This window comes from Methylophilus sp. 42 (assembly GCF_000384155.1).
In the GTDB taxonomy this organism is placed as follows: Bacteria; Pseudomonadota; Gammaproteobacteria; order Burkholderiales; family Methylophilaceae; genus Methylophilus.
Genome location: NZ_KB913031.1, coordinates 342,850 through 361,957 on the forward strand (window position 1 = coordinate 342,850; position 19,108 = coordinate 361,957).

The following is a 19,108-nucleotide window of genomic DNA, read 5'->3' on the forward strand; positions in this document are numbered from 1 at the left end:
CCTTTGCACAATATTTTAGCATGTATAGCAGGGTTGAAAATATAATTACCCCAATACAATAAGTTCATAATTAATAAAAAACAATTTGTTATTATGTTTTTTTAATAATTAGCTTTATATTTTAATGTTAATTATTTGATTTTATTAGTTTATATAGGTTGGCACGTGCCTTGCTTTGTGGTCAATGTTGTTTCATTCTCGTTTACAACAATTCGATCAAAGATTTTCACAGAGAGAGGACTCATAAATGCGTCAATCTATTTTGCTCACAGCAGTTTTGGGTGCATTATCTTTTGCACAAGCTTCATACGCAGCTGAAGAGGCTAAAGAAGAAGCTAAATCTGACTGGTCTGCGACCGGTAACGTTTCTTTTGTATCAGATTACTACTCACGTGGTATTTCACAAACATGGCACAAACCAACCGCACAAGGCGGTATGGATATCACCCATTCTAGCGGCTTCTATGCTGGTGTTTGGGGTTCAGGCGTGTCACCTAACACTTATCCTGATTCGACCACTGAAATTGATATTTATGCTGGTTACAACGGTAGCGTACCTGCTGTTGAGGGTTTGGGCTGGAGTGCTGGTCTGTATGGCTACCTGTATCCAGGTGGTTCATGGAAAAAATACCGTGCATCAAATGCGGCTAACCCAAATGATGTATTGACACCTAAAGGTGGTAGTTGGGACACTTATGAAGCTAACGTTGGTTTATCCTATGGTTGGTTAAGCGGTAAGTTGTCTTACACATTGACTGACTGGTGGGGCGCGGATAAGTCTACAGGTTGGGATGGCAGCACTAAGGGCTCTACCTATTTTGAATTGAACGCGGCTTATCCATTGCCATGGTGGGATTTGACATTGATTGCTCACGTTGGTCGTTTGAATGTGGCGGGTAAACTGGACAAATCTTTTAGCCCAGATGGCGGCGTAAACTTGCCAAGTACTTCCATTTCTGGTGCTACTAACCCAGACTACACAGACTGGAAAATTGGTCTGAGTAAAGCATTCAAAATTGGTGCTACCGAAGGCTGGAACGCCGGCGTATACTGGGTTGAGTCAGACAACTCCCGCTACTGGGGTGAAAATGGCTATGGTGGTACAAGCTTTAACGGTAAAGGTACCAGCACCAAAGCGCAAAGTAAAAATCTGAATGATGGTCGTCTGGTATTAACGGTCGGTCGTACATTCTAAATAAGCAAGTTTAGATCTGGCGGGCATTGTGCCCGCCAGAGTTAACAACGGGAGAAGCAAATGAAATTTGTATCCGCAATAATCAAGCCATTTAAGCTTGATGAAGTGCGTGAGGCTTTGTCCAACATTGGCGTACAAGGCATCACAGTCACTGAGGTCAAAGGGTTTGGCCGTCAAAAGGGGCATACCGAGTTATATCGTGGTGCAGAATATGTCGTGGATTTTTTGCCTAAGGTGAAGCTCGAAGTAGCCATCAAGGACGACATGCTTGATCAAGTCGTTGATGCGATTGAGAAAGCAGCTGCAACTGGCAAAATCGGTGATGGCAAAGTATTTGTCTTCGATCTGGAACAAGTTTACCGTATACGTACCGGCGAAACCGGTCCGGATGCGCTATAAGAAAGGGCTTCAGCTATGAAGAAAATTCTTTCCATGTTATCACTGGTCGCCTTGATTGGCCTGGCGGCAACCCCAGTGAGTTATGCTGAAGAGACTGTGACTGAAACGATCACAGTACAAGAAACAGTCACCCCTGATGCAGCACCAGCGGCCGAAGCGCCTGCTGCAGAAGCTGCGCCAGCGGCTGCAGAAGCTGCACCAACATTGGATGTAGGTAATACCGCATTCATGATTGTGGCTACTGTGTTGGTAATTTTAATGACAATCCCAGGTTTGGCCCTGTTCTATGGTGGCTTGGTGCGTCAGAAAAACATGCTTTCGGTGTTGATGCAAATTTTCGTGGTGTTCTCATTGATCTCCGTGTTGTGGGCGGCTTACGGCTACAGTATGGCGTTTAGTGAAGGTAATGCCATCGTTGGGGGCTTGAGCAAGGCATTCCTGTCAGGCATTACAACGGACAGCTTGTCTGGCACTATCCCTGAATATGTTTTCCTGACTTTCCAGATGATTTTTGCTGCGTTGACACCAGCATTGATCGTGGGTGGTTTTGCTGAGCGTATGAAGTTCTCTGCCGTATTGCTGTTCACAGCGTTGTGGGTGACCTTTGCTTATATCCCAATCGCACACATGGTGTGGGGTGGTGGTTATCTGGCTGAATTAGGTGCCAAAGACTTTGCTGGCGGTACTGTTGTACACATCAACGCTGGTGTGGCTGCGCTGATTGGCGCCATGATGTTGGGCAAACGTATCGGTTACGGTAAAGAAGCCATGCCTCCGCACAACCTGGTCATGACCATGATTGGTGCGTCATTACTGTGGGTGGGTTGGTTCGGTTTCAACGTAGGTAGCGAACTGGCTGCTGATGCCACTGCTGGTATGGTGCTGGTAAACACACAACTGGCAACTGCGGCTGCGGTATTGGGCTGGATCCTGGCTGAGTGGTTGTTCAGAGGCAAACCAAGCATGTTGGGTGCTGCATCCGGTGCGGTAGCGGGTTTGGTAGCGATTACACCAGCATGTGGTTTCATCGGCCCGATGGGTTCTATCATTCTGGGCTTCACTGCCAGCTTCGTCAGCCTGTGGGGCGTGACCAAGTTGAAAGGTGCGCTGGGTTATGATGACTCACTGGATGTATTCGGTGTGCACGGCCTGGCAGGTATCTGGGGCGCGGTAGGTACTGGCGTGCTGATGTCTCCTGGTTTGGGTGGTGTGGGTTATGCCGAAGGCGTGACCATGGGTGGTCAGGTTTCTACCCAAATCATCGCCGTCGTGGTGACCTTGATCTGGACGGGTATCGTGAGTGTGATTCTTTACAAAGTTGTAGACGCTGTTGTAGGCTTGCGCGTAAGTGAAGAATACGAGCGCGAAGGTCTGGATACGACTGAGCATGGTGAGCGTGCTTACAGCCTGTAATCCGTGATGTGAAAAAGAAAACGGCTCATTGAGCCGTTTTTTTTTGAACTTAATAAAATACATTTGTATCCATGTAGTGGGCCTGAACTAAAATAACTCTTAATTATGGCAAATCTAACTCCCTCCCTGTTGAGCCCGGTACAACGGGTATTAAAACTCGCCGCCTTTGAAAAGCAGGATATCCTGCTTCTGGTTTACCTGACACTAGTCTATGGCGTGTTGGGCATTGCGACGCCTGTGGCGGTGCAGACCATGGTCAATATCGTCACCATGGGCGGCGTGTTGCAGCCCTTGTATGTGGTCGGCTTTATCCTGTTTTGCCTGCTGGCCTTGTCGGGGGGGATTTACGCGATTGAGAGTTTCCTGGTTGAGCTGATTCAACGCCGGGTATTTGTGCGGCATAGTTTGCTCATTGCGCAAAACACACAACAGATTCATGTCTCTGTCTATGACCAGCACAATCCAGTCGAGCTGGTAAACCGCTACTTTGATATTCAGACGGTGCAAAAATCGGTGGCAACCCTGCTCACGGTTGGCCTGACCGCCTTGCTGCAAGGTTTGATTGGTAGCGTGGTCTTACTGTTTTACAGCTTGTACTTCGGCATTCTGGTGATCCTGATGCTGATCGTATTGTGGGCTGTCGTATTTTTGCTGGGCAAGCAGGCGGAAACCACCGCGCTCAAGGAGTCCAAGGCCAAGTACGATATGGCGGCCTGGCTGGAAAACATTGCACGTAATAAATGGTTATCCAAGTTTTATGGTGCCAAACAACGTACTACAGAAAATACTGAGGTGCTGGCCCAAAACTATCTCGGTGCCAGAGTACAACATTTCCGCGTATTAATGATGCAGTTGATTGGCGCGGTTGGCATGTATGCGGTGATCGGCACTGGCATGCTGATTCTCGGCGGCACCTTAGTGATCAAGGGACAGATTAACCTGGGCCAGTTTGTGGCGGCAGAATTGATTATTTTTGGCGTGCTGTCTGCCTTTGTGCGCTTTGTGACCAAGCTGGAGTATTTTTACGATTTGCTGGCTGCGGTCGATAAATTAGGCGTGCTGGAGACCTTGCCGGTGGAGACGGTGGGTGAGCATCAGTCCAGCCTGGACGGCTATCATCCTTTAAAAGTGGTTGGCCTGGGTTTTAGCCATCATGGTCAGCCAGCATTGATGAGCCAGGTGAGTTTTGAATTGCAGCATGGCCAGAGTATGGCGATTCTGGGCGCATTGGGCAGCGGTAAAAGCACCTTGCTCGAGCTGTTAACCGGACTCAGGCAACCTGCCCAAGGCTATATCAGTTATGGCGGCATAGACTTGCGCCAACTGAACCTGGACCACTTGCGTGACCGTATTGGGGTTGCCAACAAGGTCGAGTGGCAGCATGGCTCTATTCTGGATAATCTGCGCCTGACCCGTACTAACATCACGCTGGATGCCATGGTCGATATCTTGCAAATGCTGGGCTTGTGGGAAGATATCAGCCAATTGCCCAAGGGCATGGATACGGTACTGACCGATTATGGTGCGCCCATGACGTATACCCAGTTGCAACGCCTGATGCTGGCCAGGGCGATGATAGGACGTCCGGACTTGCTGATCATTGATGGCTTGCTGGATGGACTCGGCCAGCAGGAGCTGGATCAGGTACTGACTTTGCTTAAGCGCCACCAGTCAAATTGGATGCTGATCGTGACGACACGCTTCCCCCATATTGCACAGCAATTCCAGCAGGTGATGACCCTGGATAGCCCGCGCAACCAGGCGGGAGACCATCATGCATAATCAATTGCAACAAGCGCTGATGCACAGCGTGCAAACGCCGCAGCATTTGCGTGTCTGGATCAAACGGTTAGCCTGGTTGTTAGTGGGTTTGCCGACCTTGTTTTTATTTTTACCCTGGCAGCAAAACGTGACGGCCTTGGGTAAGGTGACTGCCTATTCACCTTCCGAGCGCGTACAAACCATCGATGCGCCGGTGAATGGCCTGATCAATCGCTGGCATGTGCAAGAGGGCTCGCAAGTGAAAGAGGGCGATTTGCTGCTGGAGATTGCCGATACTGATCCTAATTTTAAGCAGCGTCTTGAAGCACAGCGGGATAATTTGCAAAGCAAGCTGGGTGCGAAACAGGATGAATTGCGTAATTACGAGTTACAGAAACAGAACCTGACCGCCGCACGCGATGCCAAGATTTCTGCGGCCCAATACAAGCTGGATGTGGCCAACCAGAAAATTCGCAGTAGCCAGGAGGCGGTGAATTCGGCGCAGGCGACATTGGATGCGGCCAGCCTGCAAGTCAATCGTTTGCAACGTTTGTTTGCCGATGGCCTGGTGTCTAAGCGTGATTTGGAGGTGGCTGAACGTGACCATATTATTGCCAGCCGCAACCTTAATAGTGCGCAGGCGCAATGGCAATCAGCCAAAGCAGAAGCCAGTTCGGCGGCGGCGGATATCCAGCAAACCCGTTCTGATACCCAGGCCTATTTAGACTCAACTTCTGCGGTGATCAACAAGATTCGCGGCGAAACCGCAGACAGTGAAAATAGCCTGCACAATTCAGAAATCTCATTGGCGCGGCAAAATATGCAGCGTATTGTCGCGCCCAGGGATGGCACGATTTTCAGGTTACCGGTCAATTCGCAATCGCAGATCATCAAGCAGGGCGATCCCTTGCTGGTGATTGTGCCCCATACCTCGCAGCGCGCGGTCGAGCTATGGGTTGATGGCCGTGATGCACCACTGATTACGTCGCGCAGCAGTGTGCGCCTGGAGTTTGAAGGCTGGCCTGCGATACAGGTGCCCGGTTGGGCACAGGTTGGCGTCGGCACGTTTGAAGGTGAAATTTCTTTTGTCGACCCGACAGATAACGGCTCTGGTCATTTCCGTATCATGGTCGTACATAAAGCCGGTACGCCAGAATGGCCATCGGCCAGGTTTTTGCGCCAGGGCATCAGCGCCAAAGGCTGGGTATTGCTTGAGCGTGTGACCATAGGCTACGAATTGTGGCGTTTGCTCAATGGCTTTCCGCCACGTATCCCGCCAGAACCCGTGCCCTTGCAACAGGCCGGAGGCAAAGCAACATGACGCGCTGGCTGTTAACACTATTGGTGATTGCTTCGCCCTGGGGCGCATTGTTGGCCGATGAGGTGACAGACACGCGTGCGCGGCAACGCCTGGAAAAGACCGAAGGGCGTGCGTTAGAAACCTATAGCCCACAACCTGGCGTACCACTACACGATGCGGTCAAGCAACAGCAGCAACGCAAATCGTCGGTGACGGTCGATTTAAAAACTGCGTTAAAGCCGTTTGATAGCCCGGAAAGTGAAAGTATTGTGCCAATGGCACAAGGCTCTCAAGTCACTATTGCCGATATTCGGCAGCGGGCATTGCAAAACAATTTGCAAATCAAAGTGGCAAAAATGGATCCTGAGCTGGCGAGACAATCGCTACGAGAAGAGCAGGCCAAGTTTGACCAGGTGATTTTTGCTTATGCCAAATATGCCGAAAAAGACACACCTGCCATGGCAGGCGACAAAGTCATCCTCAAGTCAGACAATGCACTGTTGAATGGCGAGCTGGCAAAACTCAACCTGGATGCGCAAAAAAAGGAATTCTGGGATGTCGAAGCGGGTGTCAAAGTGCCTTTGCGTACGGGTGGTACCGTGACCTTGAGTGCGCCACTGGAAAACCGGCAGAGCCTGGGCAAGTTTGCCAGCGACCAGTACCGCAGTGCCTTGCGCTTCTCGTTTAGCCAGCCTTTGCTACGTAATGCAGGCCAGCAGGTGAATGAGGCCAGTATCCGTGTTGCCGAACTGGACCGCGACAGCGTGCAGTTGAAAACCCGCTTGCAGACCATACGCATTGTCGCTACTGTGGACAAAGCCTATTGGGAGCTTTACGAGGCGTGGGCGGCGCTGGATGTGCGCAAAAACCAGTTTGAATATGCCAGCCAGAACCTGGCCATGGTCAAGCGTCGTGTGCAGGAAGGCTTAACGGCCGCTGTAGAAATCAATCGTGCCGATATAGGTGTGGCTGACCGCATGGAAGCGCTGATTGTGGCAGAAACTAACCTTAAACTGGCACAACGGCAATTACAGTTTTTACTCAATGATTTGCCGGATGATCAAACAGGCCAGTCGCCATGGGTACCAATGACGGCGCCTAGCCTGGTCAAGTTTGAGTTTGACCGTGCGCATTTGATCCGCGATGCGCTGGATAGCCGTATTGAGTTGCTGGATCAGGAGTTGAAGCTAAGTGCTGAGCTGGTGCAGATTGATTATCTGCAAAACCAGACCTTGCCGTTATTCACGCTGGATTACCAGTATGGGGCATTGTCCGGCTCCGGCGAGCGCTTCGGTGATATCGGCCAGGACTTGTTTGGTGGCCGTTATCGCGACTGGTCGGTCGGCCTGAAGTTTGAAATGCCGGTGAGTAACGAAGCGCGCAAGGCCAAGCTGGATCGGGCCGTGGCACAGCGCATGCAGCGCCTGACCACCAAAACGTTACAAACCCTGACCGTCAAACGCGAGATACATGACTCGCTGGATAAAGTGGACCAGAATTGGCAGCGCATTATTGCAGCGCGTCAGCAAGTGCTGGTGGCTGGCATTAACTATGAAGCCGAGCTCAAGCAGTTTAATGAAGGTTTGCGTACCATGACCGAGGTGCTTGAAACGCTAACGCGTCTGGGCGAGGCGCAGTTAAAAGAAATTCGCGCCATTAGTGATTACCAGGTGGCGCTGGTGGATATGGCTTATGCCACTGGTACCGTACTTGGGCATGGCCAGATCAGTTTGCAATAAGCTTATTCGCTGATGGTTCTGCCCGGGTAAAGGGCTTCAGTCAGTTGCAGCAGGTTCATGCGGTGTATGCCCGACTTTTCACCATTTTTACGTGGTGCGGTGCGGATATCATCGGTTTCAAATACGCTGATGCGTTGTGTGCCAAAACGCGTTTCTACCAGCAACACCGGCACCCGTTTGCGTACCACGTCGTGCTTTTGCTTACTCGGCCGGTCTGACATGCGAAATTGCTGCTCATCCAGCCGGTAAGGCACATTCTGGTTGAGTAAATAAATCTCCAGCTCTTTGCCGCTTTCCGCAAACACATGAATGTCGGTGTCAGCATAAGGGCCTGCCGTGCCTTCCATCACCGAGCCAATCAGATGCGGATTAAACTTTTTGAGTAGCTGCATGGTGTGCAAGGCCGCTTGCCGCAACTCCAGCAAGTGCGCCGCATCATTTTCATCGGCATACAGGGCATGGTACTCACGCAAGGCGGTATCAATTTCAGCGTTGGTTGGCAGAGGGGCATTCTGTTGTATGCCCATCAGTTTCACTGCTTTGCGCTTGGCGCGGCCATAGTCACTGATGCCTTCCTCGAACATCAGGCGCGCGGCAGACTGTGCTATTTCTTGCCGCAGATCACTTGAAAAGTCGTCAAACATCGCATCAGGCTTTAAGTTGGATTCGTCTCTAATTGGGGCTGAGTAACTTTGCCGCCGGGTTTGTCGGCAGTTTTTTGTCTTCACTGCCACCGCCACTATGCTCGCCGATCAGGCGCTCGAGGAAGGATGGTTCATTGTCTTCTGGCGCATGTTCTGCTTCCGGGTCAAACAGGCCGGGCAGGTTTTCAGGTTGTGACTGTGGCAAGTGCTCTTCGTAGAAATATTCATAAATGCCAGGGTCATCTTCACCCACTTGCGCGCCAGTGTAAGCATCCACTTTCAGTTGCAATACGCCATCCGGCACTTTGTACTGGTAGATCGGCAAGCCGGTCAGGGTTTGTTGCATGTAATTGATCCAGATCGGCAATGCTGCGCGACCACCGGTTTCGCCGCGCCCCAGATTGTGTGGATTGTCATAACCCATCCAGGCCACCGCGACTTCTTTTGGATGGTAACCGGCAAACCAGGCATCAAACTGGTCATTGGTAGTGCCGGTTTTACCGGCAATATCCGGGCGACGTAGTGACAGGGCTGCCCTGGCCGTACCGTCGCGCACCACGTCTTGCAGCATGGTGGTGATGATAAAGGCATTGCGCTGGTCGATGACCCGTTCTGGCGACACATGCTTGCCTGCTTGTACCGCTTGAATGACTTTGCCGCGGCTGTCGATAATTTTTTCGATCAGGTAAGGATGCACCTGGTAGCCACTATTGGCAAAGGTGGCGTAGGCGGCCGCCATTTGCCACACCGAAGAAGAGCCAGCGCCCAGCGCGGTAGACAGGTAAGCCGGGTGATCCTTGGGATCAAAGCCGAATCTGCGCAGGTAGTTTTGCGCATAGCGGGCGCCAATCGCATTCATCAGGCGGATAGAGATTGTATTTTTTGACTGAGCCAGCGCTTCACGCAAACGCATGGGGCCTGCATATTTTTCATCGTAGTTACGTGGCTCCCAGCTGCTATTGCTACCGGTTTCGGTAGAGGTGAAGCTGATGGGGGCATCTTCAAATACGCTGGCCGGGCTGTAGCCTTTTTCGAGGGCGGCCGAGTAGATAAATGGCTTGAAGCTGGAGCCTGGCTGACGTCTGCCTTGTGTCACATGGTTGTATTTGTTGCGCTGGAAGCTAAAACCGCCGATCAGGGCCTGTACCTGCCCGGTTTCCGGGTTGAGCGCCATAAATCCGCTTTCGACTTCTGGCAGTTGCACCACTGACCAGCCGTCGTTTTGCTGGTAGACACGGATCACCGCGCCAGGCACCAGCGACAATGGCGTGCGTTTGGCCGGGGGCATATGGTTTTTCACCAGCAAAATGGCTTTGTCCTGCAACTTGAGCACGGCGCCACGGTTGGTGACCAAAGTGAGCAGGTTAGGCTCGACCTTGGTGACCAAGGCGGGCACAAACTGGTTGTAAGTGACAAAATCCCGCAATAGTTCGCTGGCACCGCTGGCGGTCAGTTTGCCCGCTGGCAGCGAAATAATCTGCTCGGCCCCGCGGAATCCATGGCGCAATTCAAAATTGATAATGCCTTGAATCACGGCCGTGTTCGCGGCGGCCTGATGCTTGTTGTTGATGGTGGTGTAGACGCGCAGGCCGCTGGTATACGCTTTCTCGCCATAGCGTTTATACAAGGTCGCCCGCACAATCTCAGCAACGTATTCCCCTCCCAGGGCTTGTACTTGTCGTTTCGACGACTGGAACTTGAGCGGCGTGTTCATGGCCTGCTCAAACTCGCGGTCGCTGATCATGCCATAGCGGTGCATGTCGCGTAGCACTTCATGCTGGCGCCTGATCGCGTAATCTGGGTGAATGTAGGGGTCGTATTTGCTAGGGGCCTTGGGCAAGCCTGCCAGCAGGGCGGCCTCAGCCAGGTTAATTTGTTTCAGGTCTTTGTCGTAATAGGTTTTGGACGCAGTGGCAAAGCCATACGCGCGCTCGCCCAGGTAAATCTGGTTCAGGTACAGCTCAAGAATCTTGTCTTTACTGATGGCGTTTTCGATCTTGATCGCCAGCATGGCCTCTTTGATCTTGGTCCAGATATTCCGCGGCGTATCCGGGCTGCTAAAGAAGTTCTTGGCGACCTGCATGGTGATGGTGCTGGCGCCTTCATGGCCACGGCCGGTCAGGTTGTTGCGGATGGCGCGCAAAATGCCGGTGGTATCAATGCCGTTGTGCTGGTAAAAGCGACGGTCTTCAATCGCCAGAATGGCGTCTTTCATGACTTTGGGCGTTTGCTCAATCGGTACGAAGGCACGCCGTTCCTGGCCAAATTCGGCAATCAGGCCACCTTCGGCATCGTAAATGCGCAACGGCAATTTCGGATGGTAATCCGTCAGCGCGTCTAGCGAAGGCAGTGAAGGATAGAGAATGCTGATCATCAACACCAGCAGGGCAGCGACGATCAAGCTGCCGATAATGGAAAGAAAAAGAAGGGACTGCAACCAGTTTCTTGAGTTCATGCGTCTTGCTGCCATCGTGAGAATTACCCATGAATTGTAATCTTTTTTTGCCAATTCAATGGCAGTTAATTATGGAATCATGCAAATAATCAGCATTCTTCTGGCGACCATGAAGGCCAGTCATTTGCTTGTCGCCATGAAATAGTGTGAGTTGGCATGGTTGATGCATAACCCAACGAACATTCAAATACTTAAAAAGGGCAATACAGTTGAGTCTGGGCTTTTTACAACGCAAAAAAACCAGTTTTATTGGTGTTGATATCAGTGCAACCGCTATCAAAATGGTGGAGCTGAGTGCCATAGGCAAACAACAATTCCGACTGGATGGCTACGCCAATGTGACCCTGCCTAAAGGGGTCATCAGCGATGGCAATATTAATGACCTGGTGCAGGTGGCCGATACCATGCGATCGGCCTGGCGTTTGCTCGGGTCGCGTGCGCGCCAGGTAGTGTTGGCACTGCCGACGGCGGCGGTGATTTCAAAGCGCGTCATCATGCCTGCCGGTTTGCGCGAAGAAGACCTGGAGTTGCAGGTAGAGTCTGAGGCCAACCAGTATATTCCTTTCCCGCTTGAGGAAATGAACCTCGATTTTCAGGTGCTGGGGCCGATGGGCAAAAGCACGGATGAAGTCGAAGTGCTGATCGTAGCGGCCAGAAAAGAAAAAATTGATGACCGTGTCGCCGTGGCTGAAGAGGCTGGCTTGAAGGTGAGCATCGTTGATGTAGAAGCTTACGCCACCGAAACGGCCTATCGCCAAATTATTAAGCAGTTGCCACAACATAGCAAAAAAACCGTCACCATGATGCTAGATATAGGCGCCCATGTGACGCATATCAATGTCATGGTCGGCGCACATTCCGTCTATGCCAGGGAGCAGGCGTTTGGCGGCGCCATGTTATCGCAGGAAATTCAGCGCCGGTTTGGCCTGTCGCCTGAAGAGAGCGAAATTGCCAAACGTCAGGGCGGGTTGCCAGACTCTTATGAACAGGAAGTATTGCAGCCGTTTTTGCAAAACCTGGCAGGCGAAGCCGCGCGTGCCGTGTCCTTTTTTACCAACTCTACCCAGTACAACTCGGTTGATCATGTGTTGCTGGCCGGTGGCGTGGCTGCCACTGAAGGCTTGGCGGCACTGATAGAACAAAAAACCGGTGTGCATACTTTGGTCGCGAATGCCTTTCAGGGCATGACGCTGGCTAATAAGATTAAACCTTCCCAGCTTGAAGCAGATGCGCCTGCGCTGATGATCGCCTGTGGCCTGGCTCTGCGTGGGGTGGACGCATGATTAAAGTTAACCTGTTACCGCATCGTCAGATCAAGCGTGCGGAGCGCCAACGTGAGTTTGGCTTGATGGCATCATTAGTGGCGATTGCCGCTGCGGCTATTTTGTTTGTGAGCTGGAGTTATATCCACAGCAAAATCCAGACACAACAGTCGCGTAACCAGCGTTTGCTAGATGAGACGGCGCGGCTGGACAAAGAAATTGCCGTGATCGGCAGTTTGAAAGAGCAAATCAAGCATGTGCTGGAGCGCAAGCAGATCGTCGAAGGCTTGCAAAGCGATCGTAATCAGGCAGTGTTGATTCTGGATGAACTTGCTAGGCAGCTGCCAGAAGGTGTATTCCTCAAAAGCGTCAAGCAATTGCAGGATGAGATTGAGCTCAAAGGGGTCGCGGATACCAATGCCAGGGTTGCCACGCTGGTACACAACCTGAGTGAGTCACCCATTATGCATAGTCCTAACCTGGTTGAAATCAAGGCCAATACCAATGCGCTAGGCATTAAAGAGTATGAGTTTGTGTTGCGGGTATCGTTGAAGCGCGACACGCCTAAAGACGACCCTGCCAAGCAGAAGCCTGCGCCTGCCAAAGGATAACCCAGAGATGCAACTTTCTGACTTTAATAATATAGATATCAAAACGGCCGGCAATTTGCCGATGCCGATGAAAGCGGTTTTGCTGACGATACTGGCGGCAGCGCTGCTGGTAGTGGGCTATGTGTTTCTGCTCAGCCCTAACCTTAAAGAATTAAAAGCTGAAAAAGAAAAAGAACAAGGCTTACGTGACGAATACCTGGGCAAAAAAATGCAGGCCATGAAGATCAAGGCCTATGAGCAGCAAGTGGTTGAGATTCAACGCACGTTTGGCACTTTGCTTAAGCAGTTACCGGATAAGTCCGAGATGGACGGGTTACTGACCGATATTAACCAGGCGGGTGTCAGCCAGGGCCTATCTTTTGAAGGCTTTGTGCCGATGCCAGAGATTTTTGCCGAGTTTTATGCTGAAAAGCCGATCAATATCAAAGTGTTAGGGCGTTACCATAATTTGGGCGCATTTGTCACTGAGGTGGCCAAGTTGTCACGTATCGTGACCTTGCATAACCTGCAAATCCAGCCAGCCGGCAAGGACGACAAGCAGCCGCATAAAGATATGCTGGTGATGGAAGCTGTCGCCAAAACCTACCGCTATCTGGACGCGGAAGAAGTTGCTGCGCGTAAAGCCCAAGAAAGCAAGGCAGGGAAGAAATGATGCGCAACAATTACTTGTTTTGCCTGATTCCGGCCGTGTTACTCACGGCCTGTGGTACGTCACAGGATGACGATTTGACACAGTTTATGAATGAGGCCGACCAGACTATGGTGGCCCCGGTGGAGCCATTGCCAGAGGTGCAGGGGTTTTCTCCCAAGCAATATAACGTTGATGGCGTGCTGCATGATCCGTTTGTGCCGCGCAAGGCCTCGGTGCAAAACACCAATCAGCCTGATTTGAAACGCCCCAAGGAACCGCTGGAAGCGTATCCATTGGAAAGTCTCAAATTTGTCGGCGTACTGAGCAAAAAGAACAGCATGTTTGCCACCATACAAACGCCTGACAATATGGTGTATCAGGTAAAGCCTGGATCACACCTGGGAGAAAAGTTTGGTGTGATTACGGCCTTGGCAGAAAACCGCCAGACACTGAAATACGAGTTAAAAATAAAAGAGACGATTCAAGACCCGGTGAGCGGGGAATGGGCCGAGCAAATGACAACATTGGAACTGCAGGAACATCAATGATGAAAAAATTAAGCTTTCTTGTTGCCCGGGTGGCATTCTTGTCTGTGGCACTCGCCACGTCGGGATGGAGCGTTGCGGCTGATTTGCCGACGGCGACTAACCAACTGCAAGCCGTGGATGTCACTGCACTGCCGGGAGGGCGTTTGAACGTGCAATTGCAGATGGCGCAACCACTTGCCACTGCGCCACTCAGTTTCACTTTAAGTAATCCGCCCAGGATCGTTTTTGATATCCCCAATGCCAGCAATGCCACCGGCAAGAATGTGCTGCCAGTGAATCAGGGTGTATTGAAATCTGTACAAGTGGCGCAAGCCAGTGACCGCAGCCGCGTGGTGCTCAATTTATCCAAACCAGTGCAGCACCAGTTACAGGTACAGGATCAGACCTTGCTGGTCGGGCTCACACAAGAGGGCGTAGAAGCCCCGGCTGCCACCGTGGCTGCCAAGCGTTTTTCTGAGCAGGAAGTTGCTGCCGGACACAAAATTCAGAAGATTGATTTTGTGCGTGGCAAAAATGGCGAAGGCCGTATTTTGGTGGATCTTTCGGATAACCGTGTGGGTGTCAACGTGCGTAATGCAGGTAAAACGGTGGTGGTTGATTTTGCCGATACCGAGTTGCCGGAAGCATTGCAACGCCGCCTGAATGTGATCAACTTTAATACGCCTGTATTGTATGTTGATGCTTTACGACATCACAACCAGGCACAAATCGTGATTGAGCCGCAGGGGGATTGGGAGCAGTCTGCTTACCAGACCGATCGCCGCTTGGTGGTAGATATCCGTCCATTAGCAAAAGATCCTAACAAGCTCATTCAAGGCTCCAAGCAAGGCTATGCCGGTGAGAAACTTTCCTTGAACTTCCAGCGTGTAGATGTCAGGGATGTATTGAAAGTGATTGCTGACTTCACAGGCAAAAACATTGTAGTTAGTGACTCCGTCTCCGGCAGTGTAACTATCGGCCTGAAGGATGTGCCATGGGATCAGGCGCTGGATGTGATCATGAAAAGCAAAGGCCTGGATATGCGCGTCAACGGCAGTGTGATTTCGATTGCACCGGCAGAGGAGTTTGCCGCCAAGGAAAAGGCGCAACTCACGGCTGAGGCTGAGCGCGAGACCCTGGAAACCCTGCGTACCGAAGTATTCTCGTTGAAATACCAGAAAGCCATAGATTTTAGAAATATGTTACTCGGTGGCAGCACCAGTGGTTCAGGTGGCAGTTCAGGCGGTACTTCTGCCGGGGCTTCTGGAGGCTCGTCGGCGGGCCGTATGAACCGTATTCTGTCGCAGCGCGGTAGCGTGACTTTTGATGCGCGCACCAATACGATTTTTGTGCAGGATACGCCAAGAAAACTGGAGGAAATCCAGACCATCATTAACAAGGTGGATGTACCTGTGAAGCAGGTCATGATCGAATCACGCATGGTGATTGCTTCCAATACCTTCTCTAAGGCATTGGGCGCGCGGTTTGGTATTTCGCAAACCGGTACACCGGGCAGTAATACCAGCTTGTCGATAGGTGGGACGTTAGGAAATAAGGCCACGGCTTATACCGCGCCTACTACAGCGGGCGGCACGGGCACGTATACGCTGGGTACGCAGGGCGGCACAGTACAGAGTGCGACGCTGGGCAACTACACTATCAGCTCCAATGGTCAGCCTGATTTGATGTCCAACCTGCCCGTGACCAACGCTTATGGTGGCATTGCGCTGAGCTTGCTCAAGTTGTCGGCCAATTTATTACTGAACCTTGAATTGTCGGCTTTGGAAGCAGATTCACGTGGTAAAGTGATTTCCAGTCCTCGCGTGACGACGGCCAACCAGCAGAAAGCGCGTATTGCGCAGGGGGTGGAGATTCCTTATCAAAGTGCCACCAGTAGCGGTGCAACTGCGGTCAGCTTTAAAAAGGCTGAGCTCAGTTTGGAGGTGACCCCGCAAATCACGCCAGACCAGAAAATTATTATGGATTTGGATGTACGCAAAGACAGCCGTGGTGAAACCTTGCCCGGTGGCGTGGCGATTAATACGCAAAACGTACAAACGCAGGTCCTGGTGGGCAACGGCGAGACAGTGGTCTTGGGCGGGATTTACGAGCAGGTTTCCCGCAAAGGGACTGACAAAGTGCCTTTCTTTGGCGACTTGCCAGTGGTCGGTTATGCGTTCAAACGCAATACCAAACAAGAGGATAAAACTGAGCTGTTGATTTTTATCACGCCGAAAGTCATGGATGAAACGCTGGCTTTGAACTAATTAGCGCAAGCAAACGCGCACGATTACTGACAGCCGACAGGCTTTGCCTTAAAATGCCCAACTGAAACAGTTGGGTTTTTTTATGGGTGCGCAAATACCAAACAACATATTTTTGATCGGTTTGATGGGGGCAGGTAAGACCACCGTTGGCAAATTGATTGCCAAAAGTCTGGGCAAAACCTTCTACGACACCGATCATGTGATTGAGCAACGTACCGGCGTCAAGATTCCGACTATTTTTGAACTGGAAGGCGAAGCGGGTTTCCGTAAGCGCGAAACCTCTACGCTGGAGGAATTTGCACAGCAGGATAATATTGTGCTCGCCACGGGTGGTGGTGCCATTATTGCGCCGGAAAACCGCGATATCCTCAAGCAGTATGGCTATGTGATTTATCTGCGTGCCAATGTCAATGAGCTGTATTTACGTACCCGTAATGATAAAAATCGCCCTTTACTACAAAATGTGGACGTGAAAGCCAAGCTGGAACAATTGTTTCACGCCCGCAATCCACTCTATACCGAAACTGCAAATCTGATCGTCGATACCGGCCATCAGCCAGTGGCGGTGATTATCCAAAAAATTGAAAACGCCCTCAATGCGTTGGAGCCATCATGCAAACCTTAACCGTCAGCTTGGCTGACCGTAGTTATCCTATTCATATCGGCAATGGCCTGCTAGGCCAGGTTGATCTGATCTTGCCGCATTTGAAACGCAAGCAGGTGGCGATTGTCAGCAATACGACGGTGGCACCTTTATATATGCAGGCCATTGCCCAGCCCTTACGCGATGCTGGCGTGAGTGTGATTGAGATCATTTTGCCGGATGGCGAAGCGTATAAAAACAACCAGACGCTGCAAATCATCTACGATCATTTGCTGCAAAACCGCTGCGAGCGTAACACTACTCTTATTGCCCTCGGTGGCGGTGTGGTTGGTGACTTGACCGGCTATGCGGCGGCAACTTATTTGCGTGGTGTACCCTTTATTCAGGTGCCGACCACTTTGTTGTCGCAAGTGGATTCCAGTGTCGGCGGTAAAACCGGCATTAACCATCCTCTGGGTAAGAACATGATAGGGGCGTTCTACCAGCCTAAATTGGTACTGGCCGATATCGACACGCTGAAGACCTTACCGCAGCGCGAATTATCGGCAGGGGTCGCTGAAGTCATTAAATACGGCCTGATTCGCGATGCCGACTTTTTTGATTGGCTGGAAACCAATATGTCCGCCCTGATGGCCTTGGACACCGCCGTTGCCAGCTATGCTATTTACCGTTCGTGCCAGAATAAAGCTGAGGTGGTGGTGGCCGATGAGCATGAGCAGGGCGAGCGCGCCTTGCTCAATCTGGGCCATACCTTTGGTCACGCCATTGAAAATGCCATGGGTTATGGTGTCTGGCTGCACGGCGAAGCCGTGGCCACCGGCACCGTGATGGCGGCGGATCTGTCGCAACGTATGGGCTGGCTCGATGCGGCGCAATTGGCACGTATTAAAACCATTATGCAGGCCGCAAAACTACCGATTACAGCGCCAGATTTAGGGGCGGATGAGTATCTGCGTTTAATGCAGCTGGATAAGAAAGTGTCAGATGGCCGTATCCGCCTGATTTTGCAGCAGGATATTGGCAAGGCGGTGATCACCGCCGATTACGATGCCGAAAAGTTGAAGCAAACGCTGTCATCGGCGGCGTAACACAGAAAGCCGTCATGACCTTAGCTCACTTTGCCGCACAGCCTGAAAAAACACGTGGTCGCAAGGTCAGCGAGCAAGAGTCGCCATTGCGTAATGTGTTCCAGCGCGATCGCGATCGTATTATTCATTCTACGGCTTTCAGGCGTCTCGAATACAAAACACAGGTATTTGTTAATCACGAGGGCGACCTGTTCCGCACACGCCTCACACATAGCATTGAAGTGGCGCAACTCACACGCGGTATCGCGCGCACGCTGGGTTTACATGAAGACCTGGCAGAGGCCATTGCACTGGCGCATGACCTCGGCCATACGCCTTTTGGCCATGCGGGTCAGGATGCGCTCAATCATTGCATGCGCGATTACGGCGGCTTTGAACATAATTTGCAGTCATTGCGCGTGGTCGATGTGTTGGAAAACCGTTATGCCAGTTTTGATGGCTTGAACCTCACTTTTGAAGTACGTGAAGGTATCCTCAAGCACTGTTCGCGCAAAAATGCGCAGTTGCTGGGAGATGTTGGTGAGCGTTTCTTGCGCGGTGAATCGCCCAGCCTGGAGGCGCAAGTCACCAATTTTGCCGATGAGATTGCTTATAACAATCACGACGTAGATGATGGTCTGCGCTCCGGCTTGATCACCATCCAGCAATTGGCTGGCATTCAGCTCTTCGCTGAAAATATGGCCGAAGTTAAAAAGCTGTATGGCGAGATAGAAGAAAAACGACTGGTACATGAAACCATACGTCGCATGATTAATGTGCTGGTGGTCGATTTATGCGAGCAAAGCCAGCAGGCCATTGCTGCATTAAATCCAGCCAGCATTGACGATGTGCGCAAGGCGCCTGCCTACCTGGTTGGGTTTAGCCAGGCGCTGGAAGAAAAGAACCTGGAGCTCAAACAATTTTTGCGCAAGCATCTTTACCAGCACTACCGCGTCAATCGCATGAGCGCCAAAGCGCGCCGCATTATTGCAGAGCTGTTCACGGCATTTATGGACAATCCTGCCCTGATGCCGGATGAATATCAATTGGTCGCCAAGCAAAATCAAGCGCGTGCGGTGGCAGATTATATTGCCGGGATGACAGATCGCTACGCCATACGCGAGCACCGGCGTTTATTCGCGGTGGAGGAGAGCTGGTAACAGTCCATCATTCGCAAGAATAAAAAAAGGCTGCCATGATAAGCAGCCTTTTTTTATTGCCGAGGGCTGAATG

General features: G+C 51.4%; 16 protein-coding genes. 14 read left to right on the forward strand and 2 right to left on the reverse strand.

What is annotated here, in order from left to right; all coding sequences use genetic code 11:
• Nucleotides 1-247 precede the first annotated feature (247 nt).
• The 6 genes from MET42_RS0101575 to MET42_RS0101600 all read left to right on the forward strand — a co-directional run bounded on the left by MET42_RS0101575 (nucleotide 248) and on the right by MET42_RS0101600 (nucleotide 7,807).
• Complete coding sequence (locus MET42_RS0101575) at nucleotides 248-1,195, forward strand: TorF family putative porin (protein WP_019880956.1); 948 nt, start codon at nucleotides 248-250, stop codon at nucleotides 1,193-1,195.
• Between the two features lie 60 nt (nucleotides 1,196-1,255).
• Nucleotides 1,256-1,594, forward strand: coding sequence for a P-II family nitrogen regulator (gene glnK / locus MET42_RS0101580; RefSeq protein ID WP_018986930.1), 339 nt, complete (start codon nucleotides 1,256-1,258; stop codon nucleotides 1,592-1,594).
• A gap of 15 nt (nucleotides 1,595-1,609) precedes the next feature.
• Complete coding sequence (locus MET42_RS0101585) at nucleotides 1,610-3,007, forward strand: ammonium transporter (protein ID WP_024930313.1); 1,398 nt, start codon at nucleotides 1,610-1,612, stop codon at nucleotides 3,005-3,007.
• Between the two features lie 105 nt (nucleotides 3,008-3,112).
• A complete protein-coding gene (locus tag MET42_RS0101590; protein ID WP_232411218.1) occupies nucleotides 3,113-4,789 on the forward strand; it encodes a peptidase domain-containing ABC transporter in 1,677 nt (558 codons plus the stop codon).
• On the forward strand, nucleotides 4,782-6,089 hold the full coding sequence (locus tag MET42_RS0101595) for an HlyD family secretion protein (RefSeq protein ID WP_019880961.1): 1,308 nt from the start codon (nucleotides 4,782-4,784) through the stop codon (nucleotides 6,087-6,089). The genes MET42_RS0101590 and MET42_RS0101595 overlap by 8 nt, the downstream gene beginning before the upstream one ends.
• Nucleotides 6,086-7,807, forward strand: a complete 1,722-nt coding sequence (locus tag MET42_RS0101600; RefSeq protein WP_019880962.1) for a TolC family protein — start codon at nucleotides 6,086-6,088, stop codon at nucleotides 7,805-7,807. Before MET42_RS0101595 ends, MET42_RS0101600 begins: the two co-directional genes overlap by 4 nt.
• A gap of 2 nt (nucleotides 7,808-7,809) precedes the next feature.
• On the opposite strand, the gene MET42_RS0101605 is transcribed toward MET42_RS0101600, so the two are convergent.
• Both MET42_RS0101605 and MET42_RS0101610 read right to left on the reverse strand, forming a co-directional pair.
• Nucleotides 7,810-8,451, reverse strand: coding sequence for a hypothetical protein (locus tag MET42_RS0101605; RefSeq protein WP_019880964.1), 642 nt, complete (start codon nucleotides 8,449-8,451; stop codon nucleotides 7,810-7,812).
• Nucleotides 8,452-8,479: 28 nt separating this feature from the next.
• Nucleotides 8,480-10,906: a penicillin-binding protein 1A gene (locus tag MET42_RS0101610; protein ID WP_019880965.1), complete on the reverse strand. Its 2,427-nt coding sequence runs from the start codon at nucleotides 10,904-10,906 to the stop codon at nucleotides 8,480-8,482.
• Between the two features lie 209 nt (nucleotides 10,907-11,115).
• Between MET42_RS0101610 and MET42_RS0101615 the strand changes: the two genes are divergently transcribed.
• The 8 genes from MET42_RS0101615 (at nucleotide 11,116) to MET42_RS0101650 (ending at nucleotide 19,035) form a co-directional block, all read left to right on the forward strand.
• Entirely contained in the window at nucleotides 11,116-12,189 is a 1,074-nt protein-coding gene (locus MET42_RS0101615; RefSeq protein WP_019880966.1) for a pilus assembly protein PilM, read from the forward strand.
• Nucleotides 12,186-12,779, forward strand: coding sequence for a PilN domain-containing protein (locus tag MET42_RS0101620; protein ID WP_019880967.1), 594 nt, complete (start codon nucleotides 12,186-12,188; stop codon nucleotides 12,777-12,779). The genes MET42_RS0101615 and MET42_RS0101620 overlap by 4 nt, the downstream gene beginning before the upstream one ends.
• 7 nt (nucleotides 12,780-12,786) lie before the next feature.
• Entirely contained in the window at nucleotides 12,787-13,431 is a 645-nt protein-coding gene (locus MET42_RS0101625) for a type 4a pilus biogenesis protein PilO (protein ID WP_019880968.1), read from the forward strand.
• Nucleotides 13,428-13,958, forward strand: a complete 531-nt coding sequence (locus MET42_RS0101630) for a pilus assembly protein PilP (RefSeq protein WP_019880969.1) — start codon at nucleotides 13,428-13,430, stop codon at nucleotides 13,956-13,958. The genes MET42_RS0101625 and MET42_RS0101630 overlap by 4 nt, the downstream gene beginning before the upstream one ends.
• Nucleotides 13,955-16,204, forward strand: coding sequence for a type IV pilus secretin family protein (pilQ, locus tag MET42_RS0101635; protein ID WP_019880970.1), 2,250 nt, complete (start codon nucleotides 13,955-13,957; stop codon nucleotides 16,202-16,204). Before MET42_RS0101630 ends, pilQ begins: the two co-directional genes overlap by 4 nt.
• Before the next feature lie 82 nt (nucleotides 16,205-16,286).
• Nucleotides 16,287-16,829 (forward strand): shikimate kinase, encoded by a 543-nt coding sequence (locus MET42_RS0101640; RefSeq protein WP_019880972.1) that lies wholly within the window; start codon nucleotides 16,287-16,289, stop codon nucleotides 16,827-16,829.
• Entirely contained in the window at nucleotides 16,817-17,896 is a 1,080-nt protein-coding gene (gene aroB, locus MET42_RS0101645; RefSeq protein ID WP_019880974.1) for a 3-dehydroquinate synthase, read from the forward strand. Before MET42_RS0101640 ends, aroB begins: the two co-directional genes overlap by 13 nt.
• Before the next feature lie 14 nt (nucleotides 17,897-17,910).
• A complete protein-coding gene (locus MET42_RS0101650; protein ID WP_019880975.1) occupies nucleotides 17,911-19,035 on the forward strand; it encodes a deoxyguanosinetriphosphate triphosphohydrolase in 1,125 nt (374 codons plus the stop codon).
• Nucleotides 19,036-19,108: the final 73 nt, after the last annotated feature.